This window comes from Candidatus Methylobacter oryzae, assembly GCF_003994235.2.
GTDB lineage: Bacteria > Pseudomonadota > Gammaproteobacteria > Methylococcales > Methylomonadaceae > Methylobacter_A > Methylobacter_A oryzae.
In genome coordinates this window covers 1-24505 of sequence record NZ_RYFG02000026.1, presented here as the reverse complement: position 1 = coordinate 24505, position 24505 = coordinate 1, and the positions used below count along the sequence as shown (strand labels likewise).

The following is a 24505-nucleotide window of genomic DNA, read 5'->3' as shown; positions in this document are numbered from 1 at the left end:
TTTAGTTATGAAAATTAAACGTTTTTTTGCAGAGGATATACGCCAAGCCATGCGAATGGTTAAAGAGGAGCTGGGCGCAGATGCAGTCATCATGTCAAATAAATCGGTTGACGGTGGGGTAGAAATCGTCGCCGCACGCGATTTTGATGAGCAATTGATCCAGAGCAAATTGCAAAAACAGGCGGAAGAGCAACAACAATCCTCTGCTCAAGAAACCAGAAAATTCGAACTACCTGATTTTGAAGCGGAAAAGAATCGTTTACATGTTTTAAGCAGCCAAAGAAAACAAAGCAGCGACGGTTTTTTGCCTGAGCGCGCTCCGGCACGGGCGAACCGTTTTTCTAGCGACAGCAACGCTTCCTCTACCTACGGCAACCGTACGCAACGCTTCTCTAGCGAGAGCAGTTCTACGATTCCAGGCGGCCAGCCGAACCGCTTCTCTACCAATTCCGGCAACGTTGCCGGCCGTCGGAATATTGACGAATACGTCGGCTATGCGGAAAAAGTGCACCTGCGTGGAAACTTGGAAACAGTAACGGCCAAGACTGCTAAGCCATTGGGAGCTTCTGCGGCTCAAAGACCCAAGCCGGTGGAAAGACCTATGCAAATAGCGATGCCGGCCGAAAAACAAAGCAGTGCGTCAGATAGCTTGCTGATGGAAATGAGCAGAGAGCTTAAATCATTAAGGTCTGCGATGGATTCCAAACTATCCGGCGTTAGCGCTTTGGCGCAAATTAATCCGGTTCGGGCTGATTTGCTGCAACGCTTGGCCGGTATGAGCATTTCAAGAAAACTGAGCGTTAAAATTGCGAACCGTTTTCCCAATCATACCGACCCTGAACTTGTTTTTGCTCAAGCCCAAGAGTTGTTGGCTAAAGTATTGCCGGTAGCTAACGATGATTTACTCCAACATGGCGGCATTGCTGCTTTAGTAGGTCCCACCGGCGTAGGAAAAACAACAACGATTGCCAAGTTGGCCGCTAAATTCATTTTAAAGCACGGTCCAAGACAAGTCGCTTTAATTACTACCGATAATTACCGTATCGGTGCTCATGAGCAACTGAATACTTACGGACGGATTCTTGACGTTCCGGTTCGGGTCGCATCCAGCGCAGCAGAATTGCATAACCTGATCAATGGCTTTTCAGACAAACGGCTTATCCTGATCGATACCGCCGGTATGAGCCAACGCGATATGAAACTGGTTGAGCAAATCAATACCTTACAACAAAGCGGACAAGCAATTAAATCCTATTTGGTTATGTCGGCTGCTACTGAATACAAAGCAATGAATGAAATTATCAAAGCCTTCGATGTTTTTGAACCGCAAGCCAGTATTTTGACTAAACTTGACGAAGCGGCAACGATTGGCTCGGCCGTATCTTCAATCATAGAAAATAACTTGCCGCTGTCTTTTATTGCCGACGGACAGCAAGTACCTGAAGATATGCATAGTCCTTGCGCTCGGACTTTAATCGCACAATGTGTGGCCGAGCTGGATGAGGAAAGTGATTACAACGATATGAATAACGAAGCTTGGGCGGCGCAAGGCTATGCATAAACAACCTGATCAAGCAGCTGGGATAAGAAAAATGAATACAGTCAAACCCATTCGGGTTATTGCCGTCACCAGCGGCAAGGGTGGTGTAGGAAAAACGAACTTATCGGTTAACGTGGGCATAGCGCTATCGCAAATTGGACAGCGGGTGGTACTACTGGATGCCGATATGGGATTGGCTAATGTTGACATTTTGTTGGGCGTATATCCCAAATTCAACCTTTCTCATGTGCTGGCGGGGGAAAAAACATTAGATGAAATCATGATGGAAGGTCCGGCCGGCTTAAGGATCATCCCCGGCGCATCCGGTATTCAAAAGATGTCTGAACTGACTTCGGTTGAACAAGCCTCAGTAATCCATGCTTTTAGCGAAATCGACCAGGATATCGACGTGTTGATTGTTGATACCGCGGCCGGAATATCGGCGAGTGTGGTTAATTTTGCCCGCGCTTGTCAGGAAATTATCGTAGTGGTTTGCGATGAACCGACATCGTTAACAGATGCTTATGCGTTTATTAAATTGCTAAACAGGGATTATGGCTTGTCCAAGTTTCATGTAATAACCAATATGGTTCAATCTGTGCAGCAAGGCCATGCATTATTTCAGAAGTTAAGCAAAGTAACGGACCGCTATCTGGATGTTAACTTGTTGTTCGCCGGCGCAGTACCTTATGACGAGTATTTGCGCAAAGCTGTTCAAAAACAAACCCCTGTTGTTATGGGATTTCCTCGAAGCAAGGCTTCTCTCGCGCTGAAGGCAATAGCCTCAAGAATTAATACTTGGCCGTTAAAGACTCAGGCGGGTGGTTATATTGAGTTCTTTATTGAAAGAATGATTCAATACGGATCCCAAAAGGATGTCGCATGAACGGCGTGGCAATGTACACTTCGGTCCAGGCTGGAGGCACCGATCAGCGTGTCATGCAGCATGCGCCATTAGTTAAACGCATTGCCTATCATTTGTTGAGTAAATTGCCCGATTCCGTTCAAATCGACGATTTGATACAAGCAGGAATGCTCGGTTTACTCGAAGCCATCAAGAATTACGATGCTTCGCAAGGAGCCAGCTTTGATACCTATGCCGGTATTCGTATCCGCGGCTCTATGTTGGATGAAGTCAGGCGTAGCGATTGGACCCCTCGTTCGGTGCATAAAAAAGCGCGGATGGTCAGCGACGCGATCCGGGCAATTGAGAATAAAACCGGGCGCGAAGCGAAAGACGTCGACGTGGCTAAGTATTTAGGCATATCCATTGACGAATATAATCATATTCTGCAAGACTCAAGCAGCTGTCGCGTATTCAGTGTCGAAGAATTGGCGCAGGATGGGGATCGTTACCTGGATGAAGCGTTGGATTACCAAGAAGAGCCCGTGGACGGCTTAAGCCGCGAAGGTTTTCAGCAAGCCTTGGCGGATGCGATCATGGCCTTACCCGAGCGCGAACGTCTGGTTATATCGCTTTATTATGATGAAGAACTTAACTTGCGCGAAATAGGCGAAATTTTAAATATTAGTGAGTCCCGAGTCAGCCAAATCAGTACTCAGGCCGTGTTGAGATTGCGTTCAAGATTGTCTGAATGGACCGATTGATAGTTTTTAGTTAGCAGTCTGAAAACTAAAAATGGATATTCTAAGTATTGCGGGTGTTTTTGTCGGCATCGGTGCGATTCTATTGGGAGTCACGCTGGACGGTGGCGATATCAGTTCGCTAGTCAATGTGCCTGCGCTTGTCATTGTTTTCGGAGGGACGGTTGGCGCAACACTACTGCAATTTCCACCGGCCATTTTTATCAGAAGCCTCAAAATGCTTCCGTGGGTATTAAGACCGCAGAAAATGAATTTTTCCGGGCAAATTGAGCAGATAATTCATTGGAGCTATCTGGCGAGAAAGGAAGGTTTGTTAGGTCTTGAAGATACCTTGCCGAATGAAGAAGACCCCTTTGTAAGAAAGAGCTTGCAGTTGTTGATTGACGGGATTGATTCTGCCGTGATTCGCGAAATATTGGATTTAGATATTTCTTCTAAAGAAAGCATGGGACTGCAAGCGGCAGGATTGTACGAGGCAATGGGCGGTTATTCGCCCACAATCGGAATTCTTGGCGCGGTAATGGGCTTGATCCATGTCATGCAGAATTTGACTAACCCGGAATTGTTAGGCCAGGGCATTGCAACCGCTTTTGTTGCGACTATCTATGGCGTCGGTTCCGCCAATCTGATTTTCTTGCCGGTTGCCAATAAATTAAAAGCGCATGTGCTTGAATCGACTCTGCTGAAGGAAATGTTGGCTGAAGGCATTATCTCTATATCGGATGGCGAAAACCCAAGAAATATTAAGCTGAAATTGAGCGGTTATCTGCATGATTCCTATAAAGATTAGATCATGACGGCGAGGCGCAGGAAAAGACCGCTAGCGCATACTAATAATCGTGATCGATGGATGGTCTCTTACGCGGATTTTATAACCCTGCTGTTTGCTTTCTTTGTGGTCATGTACGCCATATCTTCGGTCAATGAAGGAAAATATAAGTCCTTGGCGGATTCATTAGGTGAAGCATTTTCGAATGAACAGCAAGGCAACAGGATTAATCCCATTCAGATAGGCTCATTGCCGACAACTATTCAACCGATTGTGTTAGATAATCCAATGACAACGGTAGCAGGTGAAGAAGAGCGTCAACTGAGCGAGGAAATATTAGAGGAAAGAGAACAGTTGGGCCGGGCGTCAGAGCAATTCGAACAGGTTCTTGCGCCTTTTATCGATGAGGATCTGATCGCTGTTAAAAAAAGCGACTATTGGGTAGAGCTGGAGATGAACAGCGAAATGCTGTTCTTGAGCGGTGAATCGGAATTATCGAAAAAATCACTACCGGTGTTGAAAAAAATTGCCGAAGTGATTAAGGCGTTGCCAAATATGATTAATATTGAAGGATATACCGATAATGTTCCGATCGAGAATATCAAATTCAGGTCGAACTGGGATTTGTCATCCGCCCGCGCAACCAGCGTTGTGCATGAGTTGGTTAAGGACGGCATTAATCCTGCCCGTTTGTCGGCAATTGGTTATGGAGAATTTCATCCTATTGACGATAACAAGACAGAGCTGGGCCGGTTTAAGAACAGGCGAGTGGTTCTGGTATTGATGTCCCAGGCTTTTGCCCGCTATGGCGCTAGCGATGAAGAGCGCGCCAAATTATTAAATCTGGCGCCGTCTGCTGCTGTCAGTAAACCATGATGCCGATTTCATGGATAACTGCTAATATTAACAAAATCGCTCCAATATCAGTTTTAGGAGGTTGGTATGTTAGAAATATATCCCGTATTACCCTCTTTACCGGTTATAAAACCTAAGAAAATTGAGCGGGATGAGCATCATCCCGAGAAACGACAGCGCAGGAAAAAGCAAGAACCAAGAGAGCAACGTGCTGAACCTATTCGACATATTGATGAAATTGTTTGATGAATAATCCTTTGATAATAGCTCTTGTTGTTGAGAGTGTGATTGTTGTTGTTATGTTCGCGGTGCTGTGCTGGTTGGTGCGGGGCCAACTAAAACTTAAAAACGATTATCAGGCTCTTAACGATATTGTTCAAGGTAACAGCAACGATATTGCCGGCTTGTGTTCCGCAGCGTTGACGGTCGATAGCCGAATAGCTGCCGTGGATAGCCAAATAACCGCTACTTATGAGCAGATTGACGATTTGGCGGCAAAGCTTGCCGAAGTCGAACAGATTGATCAATCTTCTCACCCGTATAGTGGGGATATTCGAAAAGTAAGAAGCGGTGCGAGTGTTAATGAATTAATGCAAAACTCAGGCCTGAGTCATGATGAAGCCGCTTTATTGATTCGCTTGCATGGTTCTAAAACCCAACCGTAAAAAACGGCCCATAAAAAAGCCCGGCTATCGTTGGACGGTAGCCGGGCTTTTTTTAGCCGAAATCTTAATCTTCGCCGCTAAATACGCCTAACAGTTGCAACAAGCTCAGGAACAGGTTGTAGATAGAGACATATAACGAAATAGTCGCCAAAATGTAGTTAGTCTCGCCGCCGTGAATTATTTCACTGGTTTGAAATAAAATCATACCTGACATCAGCAAAATGAACATGGCCGATACCGCTAGCGATAAAGCCGGCATAGTGAAAAATATAGACGCAAGGCCCGCCAGAAACGCCACCAGTACGCCAACCATCAAAAAGCCGCCCATAAAGCTGAAGTCTTTACGCGTCGTTAATGCGTAACCTGAAAGCCCCAGGAATATAACGCCTGTACCGCCCAATGCTGTCATGATCAATTCGTGACCATTGCTGAAAGCTTTAACGTACATAGTTAAAACAGGGCCGAGAGTTAAGCCCATAAAGCCTGTTAATGCAAAAACAAAAACCAGGCCCAAACCGCTGTTGCTGAATTTAGTGGTCAAGAACAACAGGCCGAAATAGCCTACCAAAGTAATGATAGGGCTAAAATGCGGCAGATTGAAAAGCATCGCTGCGCCTGCCGTCATAGCGCTGAATATTAGCGTCATCGACAATAATAAATAGGTATTTCTCAGAACCTTGTTGGTCGACAGTATGTCGGCTTCCGGACGTGAAATCGCAGTATTTAATCTCATTTTATTTAGACTCCTTGGAAATAAAGGGTTTGAAAAGATAGACCGTTAAATCTTACAAGAGTTTGACCGTCTTGGTAAGAATATTTAGTAGAATATCGGTTTATTATACCCAGAAGGCATAAGTAGGGTTTGAGCGGACAGGCTGCTCAACTCAGCTTTATACCCAGAGGGCATAAGTTTCGTTTGAGCAGGCAAGCTGCTCAACTCAGCTTTAAACAATGATTTTTTTTGCAGTGCCGGATTATGACAGAAAACACACAAATAACGCCTTATGAGCTGATAGGCAAAGAAACGGCGATACGCAGTTTGGTTGAGCGGTTTTATTTTTTTATGGACACTTTGCCGGAGGCGTCCGGAATTAGGGCGATGCACGCAGCGGATTTGTCGGATGCGCATGACAAACTGTTCAAATTTTTGTCCGGCTGGCTCGGCGGCCCCAATTTGTTTATTCAGGAATACGGGCATCCAAGGTTACGGCAACGGCATTTTCCTTTTGCGATAGACGCCAGCGCCAGGGATCAATGGATGTTGTGCATGAATAAAGCCTTAAATGAAATACCTATGAATGCAAGTTTTAGGGAAAATTTAACCCAGGCATTGCAGCAATTGGCAACGCATATGATTAATCAGGATGAATAGAGACGTAGGGCGCGCCGCGCTCCTACGCTATAGCATGTATTTTTACCTTAGTCAGATAGAGAACCGTCATTTCCAATTTAGCATTTTCCTACCAGATCCGGCGCAGCGCGCGGGCCACGCAGATGCGCATCGTCGTAACGCTCGGTAAAGTCGAAGTTGTCGCCCCACCCAAGGTTTCCGAACATAGAATCAGTCAGTTTGTTCAGGTCAAACAACAGTGGATAGTCCAAACGCTGGCTAAAATTGAAGCCAATAGCCTGCATCATAAAAAATTGGCTCCGGCTGTTTATAGTCATGGCGCTGAGGTTCCTTACCGGGGAGCTCGCTATAAATTGGCAGTAAGGCCCACAAAATTAAAAAGAATAAAAATAGAATTCAACCAGGAGTTTATTGCCCATGTGCCCGACGCATTGATCATGAAAGATCACAGTGCGGAAATAAAAGAAGCGCTAACTCGTTGGATGAAAAAAGAATCGAAAACCCAGGTAGAGCATTTTGTAAAACAACATGCGGAAAGAAAGCAACTATTTCCGCAGACGATTAAAATCAAAACCCAAAAAAGCCGATGGGGCAGTTGCGGCATTCATAACGACATCAACATCAATTGGCTGTTAATCATAGCTCCGCCTGAAGTCCTTGAATACGTGGTGGTGCATGAGCTTTGCCATATCAAAATCAGGAACCACTCCGCCCATTTCTGGGCATTGGTGGCTGAGCATTTGCCGGATTATCAAAGCCGAAGGCATTGGTTGAAAAAGCATGGCGGCAGTTTGATGATGGGCTTGTGATCTGTGCTAGAGATTTACGGTTAAATGCAACTACGGTAGTAAACCAGTTGCCGGATACCGCAATTAGTCAAAATCATTCTGGTATTTTTGCCAGCATCAATGTTCATAGCCCACTAAAGAAACAGTGTCTTATGAATGAGTACTTTATAAGTGTCCTTACATATTGTGAATTCAGTCTTGAATACGTATTGTTGAACTATGGGCGGAGTGATGGATAAGCGATTTTTGACCTGATAATGCATGAATGTTGTTGGCCAATTGTCGACTTGCATATCATTACACCCAGTCAAGCCTCCCTTTGAGGAAACGAAATATAACTAAATCAACTACGAGGATTTTAATATGGCTGAAGAAGTAGAAAAAGACTACACATGGTGGATTGCCGGCGCTGCTATTGTTGCTATTATTGTTTTAGTTGTGCTGCTGAAAAAGGACGAAACTAAGCATTTGCAAAGCGGCGCGGTTGAACAGTTGCAAACTGAAACCTTCAAGAATATAGAAAAGAGAAAAACCAGCAATACTGCTACTGGTGAGGTAAATAAATAAAACAACACCCCCGTTATTTTCATAACGGGGGTGTTACTACTTCATAATATTGATTCCGTTACCGTTATAGGTAAGTACCCGGCGACAACTTCGTTTGTGTTGTTATCGCTCCCAAGCTGGTATGACGGTGAGAGTTTTAGCCAGGGAATAGGGATGTGTTTATTGGCTAAAGTGCATGACTTCACCTTCCTGCATCGTATTGCCGTTCGCGGGGTTGGGATTGGGGTAAGATTCGCCGCCTCCCAGCTGTTCATTGATTTGCCGCGCTACATCGATTCCCAAACTTTTCGATACTTCCGATACTACCTTGCCGCGGCTCGGTACAACGCGGCTTCCTCCGGTTACAACGCGAACATCCTGTCCTTCGCCGGTAGCGCTGAAAGCGGCTTTTACTTCGTAAGTGCGGGTATTGATTAGGCTGAACTCCGCCACCAAACTCAGGCTAAAGGTGTTGGATAGCGTATCGGTACCGATAATCGGATTAACCTCGTCACGAAAATCAAGCTCGCTGACAGTACCGAATAATACATAATCGGCTCCGGGATAAGCGCCTTTCTTGATACGGCTGATAATGTCGTAGATCTTTTCGCTGCCTTTGGCCGTATAAGGTTTGGCTTGGGTTAGCTGAAAGCCGCCGTTTTTCAGTATTTCGCCTTTAATGTCGCCGACAAATTTGCGCAATTCGCCGTACTCGATATAACTGTAACTGCTTTCGACTTCGGTATAGTCGGTTTGTGATCTGCCGCTGTATGAGGAACGGCTGGATGCCGAAGAGCTTTCGAAACTGTCCCGTTCGCGTTCGCTGTGGCTGGCTCGTTCCGATGATTTGTTATGGTAATCGACAAAGTGAAAATAACCGCTGACCCGTTCCGCATAAGCCAGATCGGTTACGGCAATCTTGGCTGCTTGGACGTCGTAGGCGGCAAACAGCGGCAACAGCAGTAATAACGAACGTAAGAGTTTCATGGGCCGCCTCATTAGAACATCGATTTATTGGAAGTTTTCCGAATCTCTTTTTCATCCGCCCATTCCATCACGCCGGATTCATTATCGATTAACTGCAAACTGAATTTGTAATACACGTCCTTGACGTCGCCGGCGCGCTTAACGATGGAGGTAATCGTGCCCTCTATGCGAAAATCGGCGCCTTCCATGTTACCCATTTTTTTAGATTTGCTTTTCTTGTATAGACCGGTTTGATTTTGCCGGGTTAATTCGTCGACTTGAGTTTGCATTGCGCTGGTGTCTACCGCAAAGCGCACCATGCCGCTTTTTAGTATCTTGGCGCGTATTGAATCGGTGATTGATTTGGTGTCTATGTATTCGCTGGTCCGGTTTTTTACTTCCGCAACGGTTACCAAGGGGCGCGATTTTGCGGCCAGGACAGGGGCTTGCAATAGCGAACTGGCCATCGACTCGGCTATCGTTTGCAAGTCGGTCGAGCCGAATTCGTTGGTTAAGGTTTCAACCGCCTTGCTGTCGCCGTATTCGACGTTGCCGGAACTGAGCGTTGGCGACTGTGTCGCGCAACCGCTCAGCAATAGCGCTATTGCGGCAGTTTTGAAAACGGTTGAATACGCGATATTTGATTTATACATAGGATTATCTCTCTTTACATTAAGTTAATGGGCTATTTCAAGCCGTCTTTCCATATTTTAGTTTGGAGTACAAACTTCGCTTGCGCTTGCAGGCACAGCCTGCACTCCAGCTTAGTAATCGCTAAAATATAACCTTTTATTAAAATATCTAAGGCATCGAGCCGGTGTTATCAGGACTTTGCACGACCATCCTGAAATCCGTAACCTGGGGCGAGGGCGCAACGGCGGTGACGGTTTGCTTTTGGTGAGCGTAAACAAGGACGGGTTTCCAGGCTTCTTCTCCGCCGACCGCAAAACCATTCGCATCGAACCACTTAAAACGATAGTAAAGTTGCTGATTATCCGAGTCAGGATTGCTGATCTCCGCCTGTACAGTCAAAAGATGATTGCGTTTCACGGCGCGAAGGTCGGTCACTTGTAAATAGGACATTTCACTCAATTGTTCGACCTTCGCGTTGATGCTGCCCGGACGTGGCGCCGGCTTTTGACTGGCGCAGGCAGTGAGCAGCGACAAGACGATTGCTAACGGTATCTTCTTAAACGGATGCATGGCTTATCCTTTTGTTTATTTAACGGTTTTTTTGGATTTTTTCTTTTTGGATTTTGTTGGCGCTTTCTGTTCCGGTTCTACTGCATTGACAGGCTCAATAACGGCAGGCGCGGTATAAACCGGCATTTGCGGCCCATAAACAGGTTGCGACCAGTAAGCTTGATTGCCTAGTAAGCGCGTCACGACGACGGCATGCGATCCTTTAATATCGATGGATTGTTTGCTGCTGCCAACAGTAATGTCATGCTTGCCTGAAGGCAGGGTCGCCCGAGCAATGCTGATGGTGGCAGGCAAGGTGCGCCAAGTGCGTTCATCCGCGGATTCGGTAATAACATTGGCGACATTCAATGCAATACCGGCAATAGACGCATAGCCGCCTTGGTCCATCAGGGCTTTTTGCGACATTGTTTTTGCGGCGGCGCGAAGAATGCCGCGAACAATGATTCCGGGCATGTCGTCTCTTAATGCGCGCTTGGACATCGCGTCCAGACTGGTGATAGCGGACAAGGGCAGGGTGTCTTTGCCGTCAATGCCGAGCGTGCTGGGTTGCAACGTATGGCTTGGGTCCGAATGCAATACCGGGAACGAGATAGGAATAACGCCCAAATTGCTGACAATGACCGGAACAGGGATGGTGATTGAGCTCAATGCCGGCGCGGCGCCGGATTCAACGACAAATAACACGTCGGTTTCCGAAGGTTTACGGAGAGCCGGGCGCGTATCCAGGGTTGATAAGCCGTCTTCCAGGGTTTTTATATTGGGCCGCAGTTCGATCGCTTGCCGGTAGCCGGGCGAGGCAAGTCCGGGTTCGTTCAACGCTTCGTAAACAAAACCGGCCAGGTAATGGCTGAAAGCGCTCTGGTAACCGTTCTTTAACGCTGTGACTTCGGCCGAGTTAAGTGTTTCGACCGGGTAACCGTTCAGGTCCTTAAACGTTGTAGTAATGCTTTTTTCTTTGCTTTCCTGCTCCAGCGCCGCGGCATCTTTTGCGTTAATTTCCGCGATAACGGCTTCCCGTTCGTGGGTTTTTTTGATCTCCGTCCTGGCCGAGTTCCAGTCGCCGTTCAATAAATGGTCCAAGGCAAGCTGTGTAGACAACATGACTTTTTCATAATCATGGCCGTCATAGCGGCGCGTTTTATCGTTTAAGACGATCGCGCCGGCATTTTCCAAAATAGCGCCGGCGCGGATTTTTGCTTCATTCTCCCATTCGTTGACTTTCCGGTCGGCCTGTAACCATGCCGTAGCGCTATCTTTGTACTGACTCTTTAAGCGTAATAATTCGCCCTTTTCCAGATAGTAGAGCAGGTCGGGATCGTTGCCGGAATTATTGGCTTCATGTTGCGTTAAAGCCTGATCAAGCTGGCCTTGTCCAACCAGATCAATAGTCTGTTTAAGTTCATCATCGTAGCTGCGCATGACGGAGCAGCCGGATAAGGTTACGGTCAATAAAAAAGGCAAGGCAAGGCTGGTTGGACGAATAAATGTAGACATGGGAAGCCCTTGTTTTATTATTTTTTGGGTATGGTTCGCATCCGGCAGCTTCGTCATTGTCCGTAATCAAAGCGCCAACGCGGGAAAAAGTATAAATGTTTTTTTTAATAACCCAATTGTTTTTAGGTCAATTGGCTTGTTATTTTTGGGGATGAGCTTAGTGAAACCGGCTGAAAGATCGTAACAGTATGTCGGGTATAAAAATATCAGCGAACAAATAGATATTACGAGCTTGATTTTTTGCTTTTGAATCGCGATATACCGAACGCAGTAATTACATCGAACACAAGATTTCCTTTTTTAATCCCTGCAAAGCCGATAAAATTAGTCGGTTTTTATTTATAAGGTGAACCATCATGAGTGTTGTTGAAAGAATTAAAGACCAGATTGAAAATAATCAGGTTGTTTTGTATATGAAAGGGTCGCCGGATTTTCCTCAATGCGGCTTTTCCGGAAAGACGGTGCAAATATTAGAGGCTTGCCAGGCTAAATATACGTACGTCAATATTCTTGAGGATCCTGAGCTGCGTGAAGCTCTTAAAGAATATTCAAATTGGCCGACCTATCCTCAGCTTTATATTGGCGGCGAGTTGGTCGGCGGTTGCGATATCGTTACTGATTTGTACCAGAAAGGCGAGTTAGTAAAGATGTTGACTGCGGTTGACGCTGTAGTGGAATAATTGATGACGCACGGATGAGGTTCCTGTCATTCGTGCGTTGATTTTGTTACTTAATTATCAAGCGATTCTAACTGCTTCCAGCGGTTGACTATCCTACAAAACAGTTCGGCCGTCTTTTCGGCATCGTAGAGCGCTGAATGCGCTTTCTCATTATCCCATTCTAAGCCGGCGGCCTGAGCCATTTTTGCCAACACGGTCTGCTGATAAACTAATCCTCCTAAGGTTGCTGTATCGAAAGTGCTGAACGGATGAAATGGGCTGCGTTTTATTTGCGTTCTCTGAATAGCCGCATTTAAAAAGCTAATGTCAAAAGCCGGGTTATGGCCGACCAAAATTGCCCTGGTGCAATTATTGCGCTTGACCGCTTCTTTAATCGGCTTAAACAGCATATGCAACGCGTCTTTCTCTTCAATGGCCATCCGGAACGGGTGGTGCGGATCGATTTTATTAAACTTCAGCGCTGCCTCGTCCAATTCGGAGTTCTTAAAAGGTATTACATGGGTTGTATAACGTTCGGTAATTTCGAGCTCACTGTTACTGTTAAGTTCGACAATCACGGCGGCAATTTCCAGCAATGCATTTTTTTTGGGATTAAATCCGGCTGTTTCAATATCGATAATAACCGGGAGAAAGCCTCGGAAACGTTTGTCTAGGGGAATTACTGGTGTGTCCATTATTGTTAAGTTATGCCAAAGATGTAGAGAAATGATGAAGAAAAAACGCGGCAAGTTGTGCTATGTTACGCGAAAATCGGTCCATTATAAAAGTAATAGCACTGAGGAGTAGATGTGATGCAACATAAATTGATAACTCAACTCGGATGTCTTGTTTTATTAGTTATATTGGAAGGATGCGCAACAACCGCAAAAGACCCTCAAGATCCATGGGAAGACTGGAATAGAGGCGTGCAAACATTTAATGACAAGCTTGACGATTATGCGATGAAACCTATCGCCAAAGGTTACCAGTGGATAACCCCGGACTTTGTTGATCAAGGCGTCAGTAATTTTTTCAGCAATATTAATGATATTGGCGTAACGGCCAATGATCTGCTGCAGTTTAAGTTAGCGCAGACCGGCATGGACGGAGCGCGTTTTGTCGTTAATACGATTGCCGGCGTTGGCGGATTCGTCGATGTGGCGGCGATGATCGATTTGCCCAAGCATCATGAGGATTTTGACCAGACCATGGGCGTTTGGGGAATACCGACCGGTCCTTATTTGGTGCTGCCGTTTTTCGGGCCGAGTTCTCCCCGCGGAGTCGGCGGGTTGGTCGGCGATGCGGCCATGAACCCCATTAGCTATCTTGATAGCGGGGTTATCAGCAGCGGATTGTTTGGGCTGAATGCGGTCGACTTGCGTGCGGATAATCTGGCTAATGAAAAGATTGCAACCGAAGCAGCGGTAGATCGCTATGCTTTTTTTAAAAGCGCTTATTTTCAAAATCGTGAATACCTGATTCATGACGGCAATCTGCCGGAAGAGCAGCAGGATTTGTTGGATTTTGAGGAAGATTTTAATAAGGATAATTTGGCACCGGTTAAGCCTTATTAGCCAAGCTATGTAAAATAGAACACGGATGGTACGGATAAGTCCGTGTTCTTCTATTACCGGCACTTCATTTTAGTTGCCAACACAACTCTTCATTTGCCTTCAGCGGTGTAATCGATAAACCGTTTTCACCATAGACCGGCGGCACTGTCCATGTAGTTTTCTCCAGCGTGACCGTACCTGTATTTCTGGGTAGGCGATAAAAATCGGCACCGTAAAAGCTGGCGAACCCTTCCAGTTTATCTAACGCATCCGCTCGCTCGAATGCTTCCGAGTAAAGTTCCAAGGCGGCATGGGCGCTGTAACAACCGGCGCAACCGCAGGCGTTTTCTTTTAATGAAGTCAAATGAGGTGCGCTGTCCGTACCCAAAAAGAATTTTGGATTGCCGCTGGTCGCGGCTTTAACTAACGCCAGGCGATGAGACTCGCGCTTGATAATCGGCAGACAGTAATGATGCGGCCTGATGCCGCCAGCCAGGATCGCATTGCGATTGAACAGCAAGTGCTGAGGGGTGATGGTCGCGGCAATATTAGCGCCGGCGTCTTGCACGAATTGCACGGCCTCAATCGTGGTGACGTGTTCGACCACAACGCGCAAGCCGGGAAAATCGCGAGTAATGTCAGTCAGGTAAGTGTCAACAAACGCCCGTTCCCTATCGAAAATATCGCAAGCTTCATCGGTGACTTCGCCATGAACCAATAGCGGGATGTCATGCCTCTCCATTGCCGCCAATAACGGATAAATAGCCTTGATGTCGGCAACGCCCGAGTCGGAGTTGGTTGTTGCTCCGGCCGGATATAGCTTAAACGCATGAATATGTTCGGATCCTACGGCTTTCTTGATTTCTTCCACTGTTGTCGAACCGGTCAAATACAGCGTCATCAGTGGCGTAAAATCCAGGTCGCCAGGAACCGCTTGCAGAATTTCTTCCCGGTAAGACAGGGCTTGCGCTACTGACGTAACCGGCGGTTTGAGATTGGGCATGATGATCGCACGGGCGAATTGTCTGGCAGTGTGCGGCATGACAGTTTGTAAAATTGCACCGGTTCTGACGTGTAAATGCCAGTCATCAGGCTTTGTGATGGTTAATGTTTTCATTATTAGAGGTAAATTCGGTAAAATAGGCGGCTATTTTATAGTAAGTGCCTTGAAAAATTAAACGCAGCACTTATCGTGGTTATTATTTTTGTTATCGGAGCGATAAATGCCAATATACGAGTACCAATGTCAATCATGCGGCCATGAGCATGAAGCCTTACAAAAACTCAGCGCTGAGCCTTTAGTGACCTGTCCGGCCTGTAACAAGCCGGAGCTAATGAAAAAGATTTCCGCAGCAGGATTCAGGTTAAAAGGCAGCGGCTGGTACGAAACTGATTTCAAAAGCGGCGCCAAAAAAAATGTAGCGGGTGAGGCGAGCTGTTCGAGTTCCTCATCGTCTTCCGGTAGCTGTCCAGGCGGCGGCTGTACTAAAGCTCACTGATAAAGCAGGCAAAAGGCGCGAAGTACAGATTTGATTACGCGCCTTTTTGCTTCGGCTCTCAACTTTAACAATCTTTTAAATCAACAGGAAAATTTATGCGTACTCACAAGTGCGGAGAATTAAACACACAACAGCTAGGCGAAACGGTTTCAATCTGCGGTTGGGTTCATAGACGCAGAGACCACGGCGGCGTTATTTTTATCGATCTGAGAGACCGTGCCGGCTTAGTTCAAGTCGTTGTCGATCCCGATGTAGCCGAAACTTTTGCTATTGCTGAAAGCGTCCGCAGTGAATATGTATTGCAAATTACCGGCCTGGTTCGCGACCGTCCGGCAGGCACGATTAACGCCAATATGCATTCCGGCGAGATCGAGATACTGGCTAAAGACATCGTTGTGCTGAACGAGTCCGAAACCCCGCCGTTCCCGGTTGAAAGCGAAATCGAAGTGAACGAAGAGCTGCGCCTGCGCTACCGTTATATCGATTTGCGCCGTACCGACATGCAGGAAAAGATGAGAGTGCGCCGCGATGTGACGCGGGTGTTAAGAAACTTCCTGGATGACCACGAATTCTTTGAGATCGAAACGCCGTACTTAACCAAAGCGACTCCTGAAGGCGCGCGCGATTACATCGTGCCGAGCCGTACCCACGAAAATTCGTTTTTCGCGTTGCCGCAATCGCCGCAACTGTATAAACAAATCTTGATGGTCGCGGGCATGGATCGCTATTATCAAGTCGTGCGTTGCTTCCGCGACGAAGATTTGCGCGCCGACCGGCAGCCTGAATTCACCCAGCTCGATATCGAAACCTCGTTCATGGATGAAAACGAAATCATGCATGTGATGGAGGAAATGATCCGCCAGTTGTTCATCAAAGTGGTCGGCGTGAACTTGGGCGATAAATTCCCGCGGATGACTCATAAAGAAGCTATATCCCGTTACGGTATCGACCGTCCCGATTTGCGGATTCCGCTGGAATTGGTCGATATCGCCGAAGACATGAAAAATGTCGATTTCCAAGTTTTCTCGGCACCGGCCAACGATCCGAAAGGCCGCGTCGTTGCGATGCGCGTACCGAACGGCGGCGAACTGAGCCGTAAAGACATCGAGGCATTGACCAAGTACGTCAGCATTTACGGCGCTCGAGGGTTGGCTTATATCAAGGTCAACGACTTGGCTGCCGGTGTCGACGGTTTGCAATCGCCTATCGTTAAATTTGCTCCCGCCGAGGTTTGGGACAGCGTGCTGGCTAAAACCGGCGCACAAAACGGCGATTTGATCTTCTTCGGCGCCGATAAAGCCAGCGTTGTTAATGAAGCAATGGGCGCGTTGCGCGTCAAATTGGGCCATGACCTTAATCTGTTGGATGGGGAATGGAAGCCGGTTTGGGTTGTCGACTTCCCGATGTTTGAGTGGGATGAGAAAACCAACCGTTACAACGCCATTCACCACCCGTTCACCGCGCCGAGCTGTTCGGTTGAAGAGCTGGTCGCCAATCCGGGCGCGGCATTATCGCGCGCTTACGATTTGGTGTTGAACGGTACCGAAGTCGGCGGCGGTTCGATTCGTATCAACCGTCCGGCAATGCAACAAACCGTATTTGAGATATTAGGCATCGGCGAAGACGAAGCGAAAGAAAAATTCGGCTTCCTGTTGGATGCATTGAAATACGGTGCGCCTCCGCATGGCGGTCTTGCGTTCGGTTTGGATCGTCTGGTCATGTTGATGACCGGATCACATTCTATCCGTGACGTAATCGCTTTCCCTAAAACGCAATCTGCGGCTTGTCCGTTGGTTAGCGCACCGGCGGTTGTTACCGATGAGCAGTTGAAAGAGCTTGGTATTCGCTTGATTAAGCCTGCGGGCAAAGAGAAAGTTAAGGACTAAAACCGAGTAGGGTACGCATTGCGTACCTTTTCCAAAGCTGGACGGGGTTTAGTGCCACGCTTGTCCGGAACGTTGCGAATTAGACCTTCCAGGTTTTAAAAACCTGGAAGGTCTGCGTATATAGACTGCCATTTATAGAGAAAACAAATATGGCTAAATGCCCAGTATGTGATTCAAGAAAAGGAAAAAGACAATGTGTCGTCGCTAATGGATTAGTGTGCAGCTTGTGTTGCGGAACCATCCGCAAAGAAGAGTCCTGTTTAAATTGCTCGTACTATCAAAAACCGAAACGAAAATATAACGAAGTGCCGTCTTTTACCACCAATCAAATACACGAAAGCGCTGAATTGATGGGATATAGCGATGCTATTGAAGGCGCTTTTTATGCTTACGACATTGAAAACAACAAGATATTAAAGGACGCTGATGCGAGCAAAATCCTTGAACTGCTGATTGATAAATATCATTTTAAAGACGCTGAAATTAATTGCGACAGCCCATTTTTACTGGCAGGATTCAATTTTGTCGATGCGGTGATAGGCAAGGAACTAGCCGGTATTGATGAGCTGGTCTTAGTGAAAGTCTTGAGTATTCTTAACGTTGTTGTAAAAAAGCTATCCAAAACCGGTAAGGAATACATGAATGTTATCCATAAATATCTAGGTGAAAAGCTTGCTTCCGATACGTCAACTTAAGTCAACTCTAGCCGTCTAAGCCCTTTTTCGACTTTTCCCCGGTCCGGCGTTATGCTGTTCAGGTATCGTAAAAATGTTAGGAGTGGGGAGCAACTCCGTTCCGCCTGTAAATAAAACTTCGAACTCTTCTTACCTTCGTGGCGATAGCTTTTAGTCGACTTTTAAAAACCTCCCAAAATTTTCTCCCTAGAGGAGTATTTTTATGACCAATACCCCATTTCCCATTCAAGATTACGCCTTGCTCAGCGATGAGGAATGCGATACCCGGATTGTCGCCGCCAAAGCCAAACTTGGCAGCCGTTGCGTCGTGCTCGGCCATCATTATCAGCGCGATGAAGTATTCAAACATGCCGATTTCACCGGCGACTCGTTAAAACTGTCCAGGAATGCCGCCCAGTCCGATGCCGAATATATCGTCTTTTGCGGCGTGCATTTCATGGCCGAAGTTGCGGATATATTGTCCCGTCCCGAGCAAATCTCTATCCTGCCGGACATGGCGGCCGGTTGTTCAATGGCCGATATGGCTAATTTGATCAAAGTGCAAAAATGCTGGGATGAACTGGCGCAAGTGATCGATGTCGAAGCCGAAGTAACGCCGGTGACGTACATCAACTCGGCTGCCGATCTTAAATCCTTTTGCGGCCGGCATGACGGCATCGTTTGCACTTCGTCGAATGCGCAAAAGATATTGGAATGGAGTTTTGCGAAAAAATCGAAAGTGCTGTTTTTCCCCGACCAACATCTGGGACGCAATACCGGTTACCGGATGGGCATTCCGTTGGAGCAAATGGTGACCTGGGACTTTACCAAGCCGATGGGCGGCTTGACCGAGGAGCAAATCCGCAACGCCAAAATCATCCTCTGGAACGGCTATTGTTCCGTGCATCAAGTATTCAAGCCTGAGTATATCGACGATTTCCTGAAACGTTTCCCGGAAACCAAAGTCATTTCGCACCCGGAAGCGTCGTTTGAAGTCTGCCAAAAATCCGAATACATCGGCTCTACCGAGTACATTTTAAAAACCGTCCGTGAAGCCGAACCGAACACCCGCTGGCTAGTCGCGACCGAATTGAATTTGGTCAATCGTCTTCATGAAGAGTGTAAAGGGCAGGGCAAAAACGTGCATTTCATGTCGCCGACATTGTGCATGTGCTCGACGATGTTCAGGACCGATCCGCAGCATTTGCTTTGGGTATTGGAAAACCTAGTTGAAGGGCATGTGGTTAACCGGATTTCCGTGCCAGAAGATATCGCCAAGTTCGCGAAAAAAGCGTTGGATAACATGCTGGGAGTAATGTAATGACTGTCGATTTTAATCGCCTTAAACATTTTTCGATGACTTATGTATTCATGGACGGCGAGGATGTGGTCTACGAATATGAGCAAACAGAGCAAGAACCCGTCGTTGCGCCCGATGGCAACAGTATCGGTTTTGCCTTGAGAAATATCGATCAAAGCGAGGACAAGGATATTTATTCGGTCGTTCTGGTCAAAAACGACGATGACGAATTTGATATAAAGTCCGACTATTTCGGCGATGCCGACGAGCCTTATCCGCTCGATGTCGAGATTTTCGAGGAGGACGTAAAATTCACGTTGGAAGGCGAGGATGAGGTGATGTATTTGTATGGGTTTTTTGAGTGAAACCGTGATTAACGTTGTTTCATTCAGAGTTTAGCGGAGGTTTTGCTTATGAATACCCCGGATATTCGCTGGCAGCAACGCTTTGCTAACTTTAAAAAAGCCTTGGTTCATCTTAAAAATGCGGTAGAGCTGAGCAAGCAGCGCCCATTGTCTCTACTGGAGAAACAAGGAGTTATCCAGGCTTTTGAGTTTACTCATGAATTGGCCTGGAATATCCTGAAAGACTACCTGGAAGATCAAGGCAACCAATCTATCAAGGGTTCCAAAGATGCTACCCGGGAAGCTTTTAAGGTTGCATTGATCGCCGACGGCGAACAGTGGATGGCAATGATCCAGAGCCGGAATATATCTTCGCATACCTACGATGAGCAAATCGCCGAACAACTAGTTGTGGCGATAATAAACGATTATTTTCCGCTGTTTGAACGCTTGCAATCGGACATGCAAAAATACCTGCCATGAACGCAGCTACAGCAGCCAGACTGGGTTTGCCGCAAGCTACGTTGGATAAACTGAACAGCGTTTTCCGGCAACATAAAGGCATTAGTTTAGTGTTGGTTTATGGCTCTCGCGCGAAAGGCAACTATCGTCCGGGCTCCGACATTGACTTGACCATCAAAGGCGACGTGCTTGAATTCGCCGAGTTAATGCAAATAGAAGACCAGATCGATGATTTGTTTTTGCCTTACACGGTGGATTTGTCGCAATATTCTCAGCTCAATAATAGCGATTTGATTGACCATATTGATCGCGTGGGCATGGTGATTTATGACAGAGATACCGAAGAGAGTCTTCTCTCGTAGCTCGTAGCCGGTCACTGCCATTAAGTTAAGAGATACGCGCTGGTTCCCAAGCTCCTGCTTGGGAACCCAGTGAGCAAAGCTCAGCTTTGCGAGACGGGAAGCTGGAGCTTCCTAAACTGAATTCCCAAGCAGGAGCTTGGGAACTAGCGCGAATAAGATACTTCTTCTAAAGGCAAATAATGCAAAATAGAAAACAGGCGTTCGATAATATCAGCTATCAGCTTAGCGTTATCAGGCATGACATAGAGCAGCATCAGGCGATACAGGATTACTCTCTGAATAACCATGCGGAAAATTTTTTTAGGGATATATTTAATTGTGTTTACGGCTGTCATTTTGAGAACGCCAATTTTCAAAGCGCCAATGCACCTTGTTTAGACTTGCTGGATATGCAACAAAAACTGGCCTATCAAATCACCAGCACGACAAGCAAAGAAAAAATCACCAACACCCTTAAAGTGCTGGCAAAGCCTGAATATCAAGGTTATAAAATCAGGATGTATTATCTGCTGGACAAGCCCAATTTATCGGCTAAAAGCAAACAAGAGATACGCGCCGCTTTTGCTCTAGACATTGACGAACACTTGTTTGATTACAGCGACTTAATTAAAGTCATCAACGATCTTGAGACCGACAAGCTCATTGCTTTGAACTGCAAGTATTTTAATGAAACCCATCATCACCATTATGCTGAAAAAGCCGATATACCACCCGAAGTTGATGTTTTTCACCTCCCCGAACCCACCACCACCTTAATCGGTCGCAAAACCGAATTAAACCAGCTCACCGAAGCCTTCCAAAATCCCAACAAACGCTTAGCGATTATTGTCGCGGCGGGCGGAATCGGTAAATCCGCTTTAACCGATGAATGGTTAAAGCAAATCGCAACGCAGAATTATTACGGCAAAACCCGCGTATTCGGCTGGTCGTTTTATTCGCAAGGCTCGCACAACACCTTTACCAACTCCCAGGCGTTTTTTAGTGCGGTGTTGCCGTTTTTAGGAATAACAGAAATCCCCAAAGATGAGATTGAAAAAGCGCGGGTGTTAGCGCGGTGTTTGCAGCAACAGCCGTGTTTACTGATTCTCGACGGCTTGGAGCCGTTGCAATATGCGCAAAACTTATCGGCGATGAATGGCGAAGTGCAAGACAGCGCGTTAAAAGAGTTTATCGCCTGTTTTCGGCGCCCGGCGAGTAACAGTTTTGTGTTGCTTTCGTCCCGCCAACCGTTGGTGGAATTGAAAAAATGGCCGGCGGAACATTATTTGTCGCTGAATTTGGAAATCTTGCCGCCTGGAGACGGCGCGGATTTGTTGCAAGCGTTAGGCGTGACGGGCAAGGCGGCAGAACGGCAAGCAATTAGCAAAGATCTAAACGGTCACGCCTTGAGTTTGGTGTTAATGGGGCATTTGTTACGCGAACATCATCAAGGCGATTGCCGCTATGCGAAAGAATTGCCGCCCTTGACCTCGGCGCACGGCGATAGCGATGCCGAAAAAGACAGTCGTCATGCGTTGCGGGTGTTGGATTATTACGATAGTTTGCTGGATAAAGCCTCACGCTGTTTTTTGCAGTTGTTGGGTTTGTTTGACCGTCCGATGAATGGGGCAGAAAAAGCGGTTTTGATTGCGAATGCGCAACATGCTGAAACGTTGCGCGCTTTAACGGCAAAGCAATGGCAAGCGGTAGAGCAGCAGTTAGAAAAAAGCGGTTTGTTGTTGGGTAAAAAAGGCAGTTTTGAGCGTTTGGAATGGGATACGCATCCGATTATTCGCGCTTATTTTGGACAGAAGTTTAGCGATAATTGTCCTGAGGCTTTTAAACAAGCACATTGGACATTAGCTCGTTATTACTACGATTTACCTGAAAAAGAGTTGCCCGATACTTTAGAAGAAATGGTGCCACTTTATCGAGCTGTGGTGCATGGGTGTTTAGCTGAAGAATATGAATCGGCGTTAGCTGAAGTTTATTATCCCCGTATTGCGAGAAATAAAGAGGGATATAGCCTGCATCAACTTGGCGCGTATTCCCAAGACCTAACAGCTTTGTCTGCATTTTTTCCATTCGGTTGGGAATATTACTTGCAAACAAATTTAACTGAAATTGTTCAAGCATCGGTATTAGGAAACATTGCATTTTGCTTAATGTCTTTGGGACGTTTGCAAGACGCAGTTGAACCAAAAATGGTAAATTTAAAGTTATGTGAAAAATTAGAAAATTGGGTAGAAACTGCCAGAGCGGCTCAAAATTTAGTTGATTTATACTTGCTTTTAGGTCAGCTTGAATTAGCTTATAACACCGTTATACAAGAACAGATAAAGTATGCACAACTTAGTAAGCATCCTTTTAGCCAAATAAAAAGCCAATGTTATTTAGCGATAGTTTTATATCGTAGTGGCAACCTTAGTGAAGCAATTAAACATTTTCAACAAGCGGAAGTTTTACAACAACAGGATGGTTTTCAGTATTTATCTTCAGTGATTGGTTTTGAGTATTGCCGTTTATTAATAGATGCAGCTCACGACAAAAACACTTTGCAAACGGTAACGGCAACAGTGAAACATAATGTTAACATTGGTGGTGGGTTGTTAGATGAGGCGTTAATAAATCTTACATGTGCGCGAATTTATGTTTTTTTAAATAAACTTTCCGAGGCAAAAAAAATTTTTCAACAAGCAGTATCGTGCATACAAAAATCAAACGTAGCAACATTTACTCCACCATTCTACCTATACCGCGCCGACTTCTACCTTACCCAAAACCATCTCGACCAAGCCCAAGCCGACTTAAACAGCGCATTGGAAATCATTGAACGCTGCGGTATGAAACTGTATGCAGTGGATTACTTATTAATACATGGACGTTACTGCCTTGCCACCAAAGATCACTACGCCGCTTTAGACCATTACATTGAGGCCAAACAACTCATCCAAGAAACCGGCTATCACCTGCGCGATGCCGAATTGGACTTATTTGCCGCGAAGCTCAGACAATTAGACCTGCCAGAGCATCAACGTACAAACCCAGATTTGTACTCCAAAAATGCCGATTATTACCTGCAAAAAGCCAAAAACCGCATTGCAGAAATTGGACAATGGGGATTAATGCGCATAATTGAGCGGGATTTTCCTGAACACAGTAAGAGCGTATAAGGTACTGCAAAAACTAGCAAATTCACGCTACGGCCAAAACCTAAGGAGAAAGCCATGCAAGCCATCAAACAATACACCGAAGTGATTAACGGCAGCATTCACGTTAACCTGCCGGAAAGCTTCACCGCCAAACGGGTGGAGTTGATTATTCTAGCCGCAGACGACAACAATACGGAAACCGGCAATTTTCAGCGTTTTTTACTGGATAGCCCGGAAATGACCGATGAGGAATATCAAGCCATTGCGGAAAAAAGAGAGCATCTTAACCAATGGAAATAATTTGCTTGGACACCAATATACTGATTGCCCATAAACGGGCGAAAAAAGCCGACAAAGATAAAACCTCGCTTTACCGGCTCAGTACACAAGCCTATCGTTTCGCGGTTTCAAGTATCACTGTTTACGAACTGCTACGCGGCGATAATCAAGACGAAGACCATTACTGGAAAACAATGTTTGCCAATATGGAAATATTGCCTTTTGATGCTGCTTGCGCGGAACAAGCGGCTATTATTTACAAAGATTTGAAAGAAAAAGGCCAATTAATTGAGGCGGAAGATTTGTTTATCGGCGCAACCGCCCAGTATCATCGATTAAAGCTGGCAACCGGCAATCAACGCCATTTTGAACGGATTATCGGCTTGGAATTGATACCCGTCAATCCGCGCTGAACGAGGGTTGCAATCTCGTCATTAACGTTTCTACGGGGTCTGAGAGGTCATATTCAATCATCGAAAAACGGGTAGATACCGTCTTAAAAGTCAACGCTGAGGCACATAATCAGGTTGATAAGGCTGACGCGTTTTCAAAACGCCAAAGCACAAGTGAACCA

Annotated in this window: 29 protein-coding genes and 1 pseudogene; 23 read left to right on the top strand and 7 right to left on the bottom strand. The window is 46.2% G+C overall.

Translation table 11 applies throughout. The features are described from left to right. Positions 1 to 7: 7 nt before the first annotated feature. The 7 genes from flhF to EKO24_RS05680 all read left to right on the top strand — a co-directional run bounded on the left by flhF (position 8) and on the right by EKO24_RS05680 (position 5434). On the top strand, positions 8 to 1561 hold the full coding sequence (flhF, locus tag EKO24_RS05705) for a flagellar biosynthesis GTPase FlhF (RefSeq protein WP_127027231.1): 1554 nt from the start codon (positions 8 to 10) through the stop codon (positions 1559 to 1561). Between the two features lie 31 nt (positions 1562 to 1592). Continuing rightward, positions 1593 to 2426, top strand: coding sequence for a MinD/ParA family protein (locus tag EKO24_RS05700; RefSeq protein ID WP_127027232.1), 834 nt, complete (start codon positions 1593 to 1595; stop codon positions 2424 to 2426). Further along, positions 2423 to 3148, top strand: a complete 726-nt coding sequence (locus tag EKO24_RS05695) for an RNA polymerase sigma factor FliA (RefSeq protein ID WP_127027233.1) — start codon at positions 2423 to 2425, stop codon at positions 3146 to 3148. The genes EKO24_RS05700 and EKO24_RS05695 overlap by 4 nt, the downstream gene beginning before the upstream one ends. A 31-nt stretch (positions 3149 to 3179) precedes the next feature. After that, the gene (locus EKO24_RS05690; RefSeq protein WP_127027234.1) at positions 3180 to 3935 is read left to right on the top strand and encodes a flagellar motor protein; all 756 of its coding nucleotides are present in this window, start codon (positions 3180 to 3182) and stop codon (positions 3933 to 3935) included. Positions 3936 to 3938: 3 nt separating this feature from the next. Beyond that, positions 3939 to 4790: a flagellar motor protein MotD gene (motD, locus tag EKO24_RS05685; protein ID WP_127027235.1), complete on the top strand. Its 852-nt coding sequence runs from the start codon at positions 3939 to 3941 to the stop codon at positions 4788 to 4790. A 66-nt stretch (positions 4791 to 4856) separates the two neighbouring features. After that, positions 4857 to 5015: a hypothetical protein gene (locus EKO24_RS22620; RefSeq protein ID WP_162853329.1), complete on the top strand. Its 159-nt coding sequence runs from the start codon at positions 4857 to 4859 to the stop codon at positions 5013 to 5015. After that, positions 5015 to 5434 carry a DUF2802 domain-containing protein gene (locus tag EKO24_RS05680; protein WP_127027236.1) on the top strand — a complete coding sequence of 140 codons (420 nt, stop codon included), beginning with the start codon at positions 5015 to 5017 and terminating at the stop codon, positions 5432 to 5434. Before EKO24_RS22620 ends, EKO24_RS05680 begins: the two co-directional genes overlap by 1 nt. A 64-nt stretch (positions 5435 to 5498) precedes the next feature. On the opposite strand, the gene EKO24_RS05675 is transcribed toward EKO24_RS05680, so the two are convergent. Then, positions 5499 to 6167: a Bax inhibitor-1/YccA family protein gene (locus tag EKO24_RS05675; protein WP_127027237.1), complete on the bottom strand. Its 669-nt coding sequence runs from the start codon at positions 6165 to 6167 to the stop codon at positions 5499 to 5501. 243 nt (positions 6168 to 6410) lie between these two features. Between EKO24_RS05675 and EKO24_RS05670 the strand changes: the two genes are divergently transcribed. The 3 genes from EKO24_RS05670 to EKO24_RS05660 all read left to right on the top strand — a co-directional run bounded on the left by EKO24_RS05670 (position 6411) and on the right by EKO24_RS05660 (position 8140). Further along, entirely contained in the window at positions 6411 to 6806 is a 396-nt protein-coding gene (locus tag EKO24_RS05670; protein ID WP_127027238.1) for a group II truncated hemoglobin, read from the top strand. Between the two features lie 122 nt (positions 6807 to 6928). Further along, a complete protein-coding gene (locus EKO24_RS05665; protein WP_127027239.1) occupies positions 6929 to 7594 on the top strand; it encodes a M48 family metallopeptidase in 666 nt (221 codons plus the stop codon). A gap of 342 nt (positions 7595 to 7936) precedes the next feature. Continuing rightward, positions 7937 to 8140 carry a hypothetical protein gene (locus EKO24_RS05660; RefSeq protein ID WP_127027240.1) on the top strand — a complete coding sequence of 68 codons (204 nt, stop codon included), beginning with the start codon at positions 7937 to 7939 and terminating at the stop codon, positions 8138 to 8140. A gap of 159 nt (positions 8141 to 8299) precedes the next feature. Here EKO24_RS05660 and EKO24_RS05655 read toward each other — a convergent pair whose 3' ends face one another. From EKO24_RS05655 to EKO24_RS05640, 4 genes are all read right to left on the bottom strand, one after another. Then, positions 8300 to 9106: a penicillin-binding protein activator LpoB gene (locus EKO24_RS05655; protein WP_127027241.1), complete on the bottom strand. Its 807-nt coding sequence runs from the start codon at positions 9104 to 9106 to the stop codon at positions 8300 to 8302. Between the two features lie 11 nt (positions 9107 to 9117). Further along, a complete protein-coding gene (gene lpoB, locus EKO24_RS05650) occupies positions 9118 to 9738 on the bottom strand; it encodes a penicillin-binding protein activator LpoB (protein WP_127027242.1) in 621 nt (206 codons plus the stop codon). A gap of 148 nt (positions 9739 to 9886) precedes the next feature. Then, positions 9887 to 10288, bottom strand: coding sequence for a YcfL family putative periplasmic lipoprotein (locus EKO24_RS05645; RefSeq protein WP_127027243.1), 402 nt, complete (start codon positions 10286 to 10288; stop codon positions 9887 to 9889). A 15-nt stretch (positions 10289 to 10303) separates the two neighbouring features. After that, positions 10304 to 11782: a COG3014 family protein gene (locus EKO24_RS05640; protein WP_127027244.1), complete on the bottom strand. Its 1479-nt coding sequence runs from the start codon at positions 11780 to 11782 to the stop codon at positions 10304 to 10306. Positions 11783 to 12138: 356 nt separating this feature from the next. Between EKO24_RS05640 and grxD the strand changes: the two genes are divergently transcribed. Continuing rightward, on the top strand, positions 12139 to 12462 hold the full coding sequence (grxD, locus tag EKO24_RS05635) for a Grx4 family monothiol glutaredoxin (RefSeq protein WP_127027245.1): 324 nt from the start codon (positions 12139 to 12141) through the stop codon (positions 12460 to 12462). A gap of 50 nt (positions 12463 to 12512) precedes the next feature. Here the strand turns inward: grxD and rnt are convergent, their stop codons facing one another. Continuing rightward, positions 12513 to 13136, bottom strand: a complete 624-nt coding sequence (gene rnt / locus EKO24_RS05630) for a ribonuclease T (RefSeq protein WP_127027246.1) — start codon at positions 13134 to 13136, stop codon at positions 12513 to 12515. A gap of 117 nt (positions 13137 to 13253) precedes the next feature. Between rnt and EKO24_RS05625 the strand changes: the two genes are divergently transcribed. Continuing rightward, positions 13254 to 14015: an MlaA family lipoprotein gene (locus EKO24_RS05625; RefSeq protein WP_127027247.1), complete on the top strand. Its 762-nt coding sequence runs from the start codon at positions 13254 to 13256 to the stop codon at positions 14013 to 14015. 64 nt (positions 14016 to 14079) lie between these two features. Here the strand turns inward: EKO24_RS05625 and pyrC are convergent, their stop codons facing one another. Beyond that, complete coding sequence (gene pyrC, locus EKO24_RS05620; protein ID WP_127027248.1) at positions 14080 to 15111, bottom strand: dihydroorotase; 1032 nt, start codon at positions 15109 to 15111, stop codon at positions 14080 to 14082. 106 nt (positions 15112 to 15217) lie between these two features. Between pyrC and EKO24_RS05615 the strand changes: the two genes are divergently transcribed. The 11 genes and pseudogenes from EKO24_RS05615 (at position 15218) to EKO24_RS05570 (ending at position 24344) form a co-directional block, all read left to right on the top strand. After that, positions 15218 to 15493: an FmdB family zinc ribbon protein gene (locus tag EKO24_RS05615; protein WP_127027249.1), complete on the top strand. Its 276-nt coding sequence runs from the start codon at positions 15218 to 15220 to the stop codon at positions 15491 to 15493. Positions 15494 to 15588: 95 nt separating this feature from the next. Beyond that, the gene (gene aspS / locus EKO24_RS05610) at positions 15589 to 17379 is read left to right on the top strand and encodes an aspartate--tRNA ligase (protein WP_127027250.1); all 1791 of its coding nucleotides are present in this window, start codon (positions 15589 to 15591) and stop codon (positions 17377 to 17379) included. Between the two features lie 149 nt (positions 17380 to 17528). Further along, positions 17529 to 18074 (top strand): hypothetical protein, encoded by a 546-nt coding sequence (locus EKO24_RS05605; RefSeq protein ID WP_127027251.1) that lies wholly within the window; start codon positions 17529 to 17531, stop codon positions 18072 to 18074. A gap of 202 nt (positions 18075 to 18276) precedes the next feature. After that, positions 18277 to 19374: a quinolinate synthase NadA gene (gene nadA, locus EKO24_RS05600; protein ID WP_127027252.1), complete on the top strand. Its 1098-nt coding sequence runs from the start codon at positions 18277 to 18279 to the stop codon at positions 19372 to 19374. Beyond that, a complete protein-coding gene (locus EKO24_RS05595; RefSeq protein ID WP_127027253.1) occupies positions 19374 to 19718 on the top strand; it encodes a hypothetical protein in 345 nt (114 codons plus the stop codon). The genes nadA and EKO24_RS05595 overlap by 1 nt, the downstream gene beginning before the upstream one ends. 48 nt (positions 19719 to 19766) lie before the next feature. Then, complete coding sequence (locus tag EKO24_RS05590) at positions 19767 to 20180, top strand: nucleotidyltransferase substrate binding protein (protein ID WP_127027254.1); 414 nt, start codon at positions 19767 to 19769, stop codon at positions 20178 to 20180. Continuing rightward, positions 20177 to 20521 (top strand): nucleotidyltransferase domain-containing protein, encoded by a 345-nt coding sequence (locus EKO24_RS05585; protein ID WP_127027255.1) that lies wholly within the window; start codon positions 20177 to 20179, stop codon positions 20519 to 20521. Before EKO24_RS05590 ends, EKO24_RS05585 begins: the two co-directional genes overlap by 4 nt. Before the next feature lie 179 nt (positions 20522 to 20700). Next, positions 20701 to 21081, top strand: a pseudogene (locus tag EKO24_RS23565) (SMEK domain-containing protein); the annotation flags it as partial. A 426-nt stretch (positions 21082 to 21507) separates the two neighbouring features. Beyond that, positions 21508 to 23673: a tetratricopeptide repeat protein gene (locus EKO24_RS05580; RefSeq protein WP_127027257.1), complete on the top strand. Its 2166-nt coding sequence runs from the start codon at positions 21508 to 21510 to the stop codon at positions 23671 to 23673. A 54-nt stretch (positions 23674 to 23727) separates the two neighbouring features. Beyond that, positions 23728 to 23952 carry a hypothetical protein gene (locus EKO24_RS05575; protein WP_127027258.1) on the top strand — a complete coding sequence of 75 codons (225 nt, stop codon included), beginning with the start codon at positions 23728 to 23730 and terminating at the stop codon, positions 23950 to 23952. Further along, on the top strand, positions 23943 to 24344 hold the full coding sequence (locus EKO24_RS05570) for a type II toxin-antitoxin system VapC family toxin (RefSeq protein WP_206667216.1): 402 nt from the start codon (positions 23943 to 23945) through the stop codon (positions 24342 to 24344). Before EKO24_RS05575 ends, EKO24_RS05570 begins: the two co-directional genes overlap by 10 nt. Positions 24345 to 24505 lie beyond the last annotated feature (161 nt).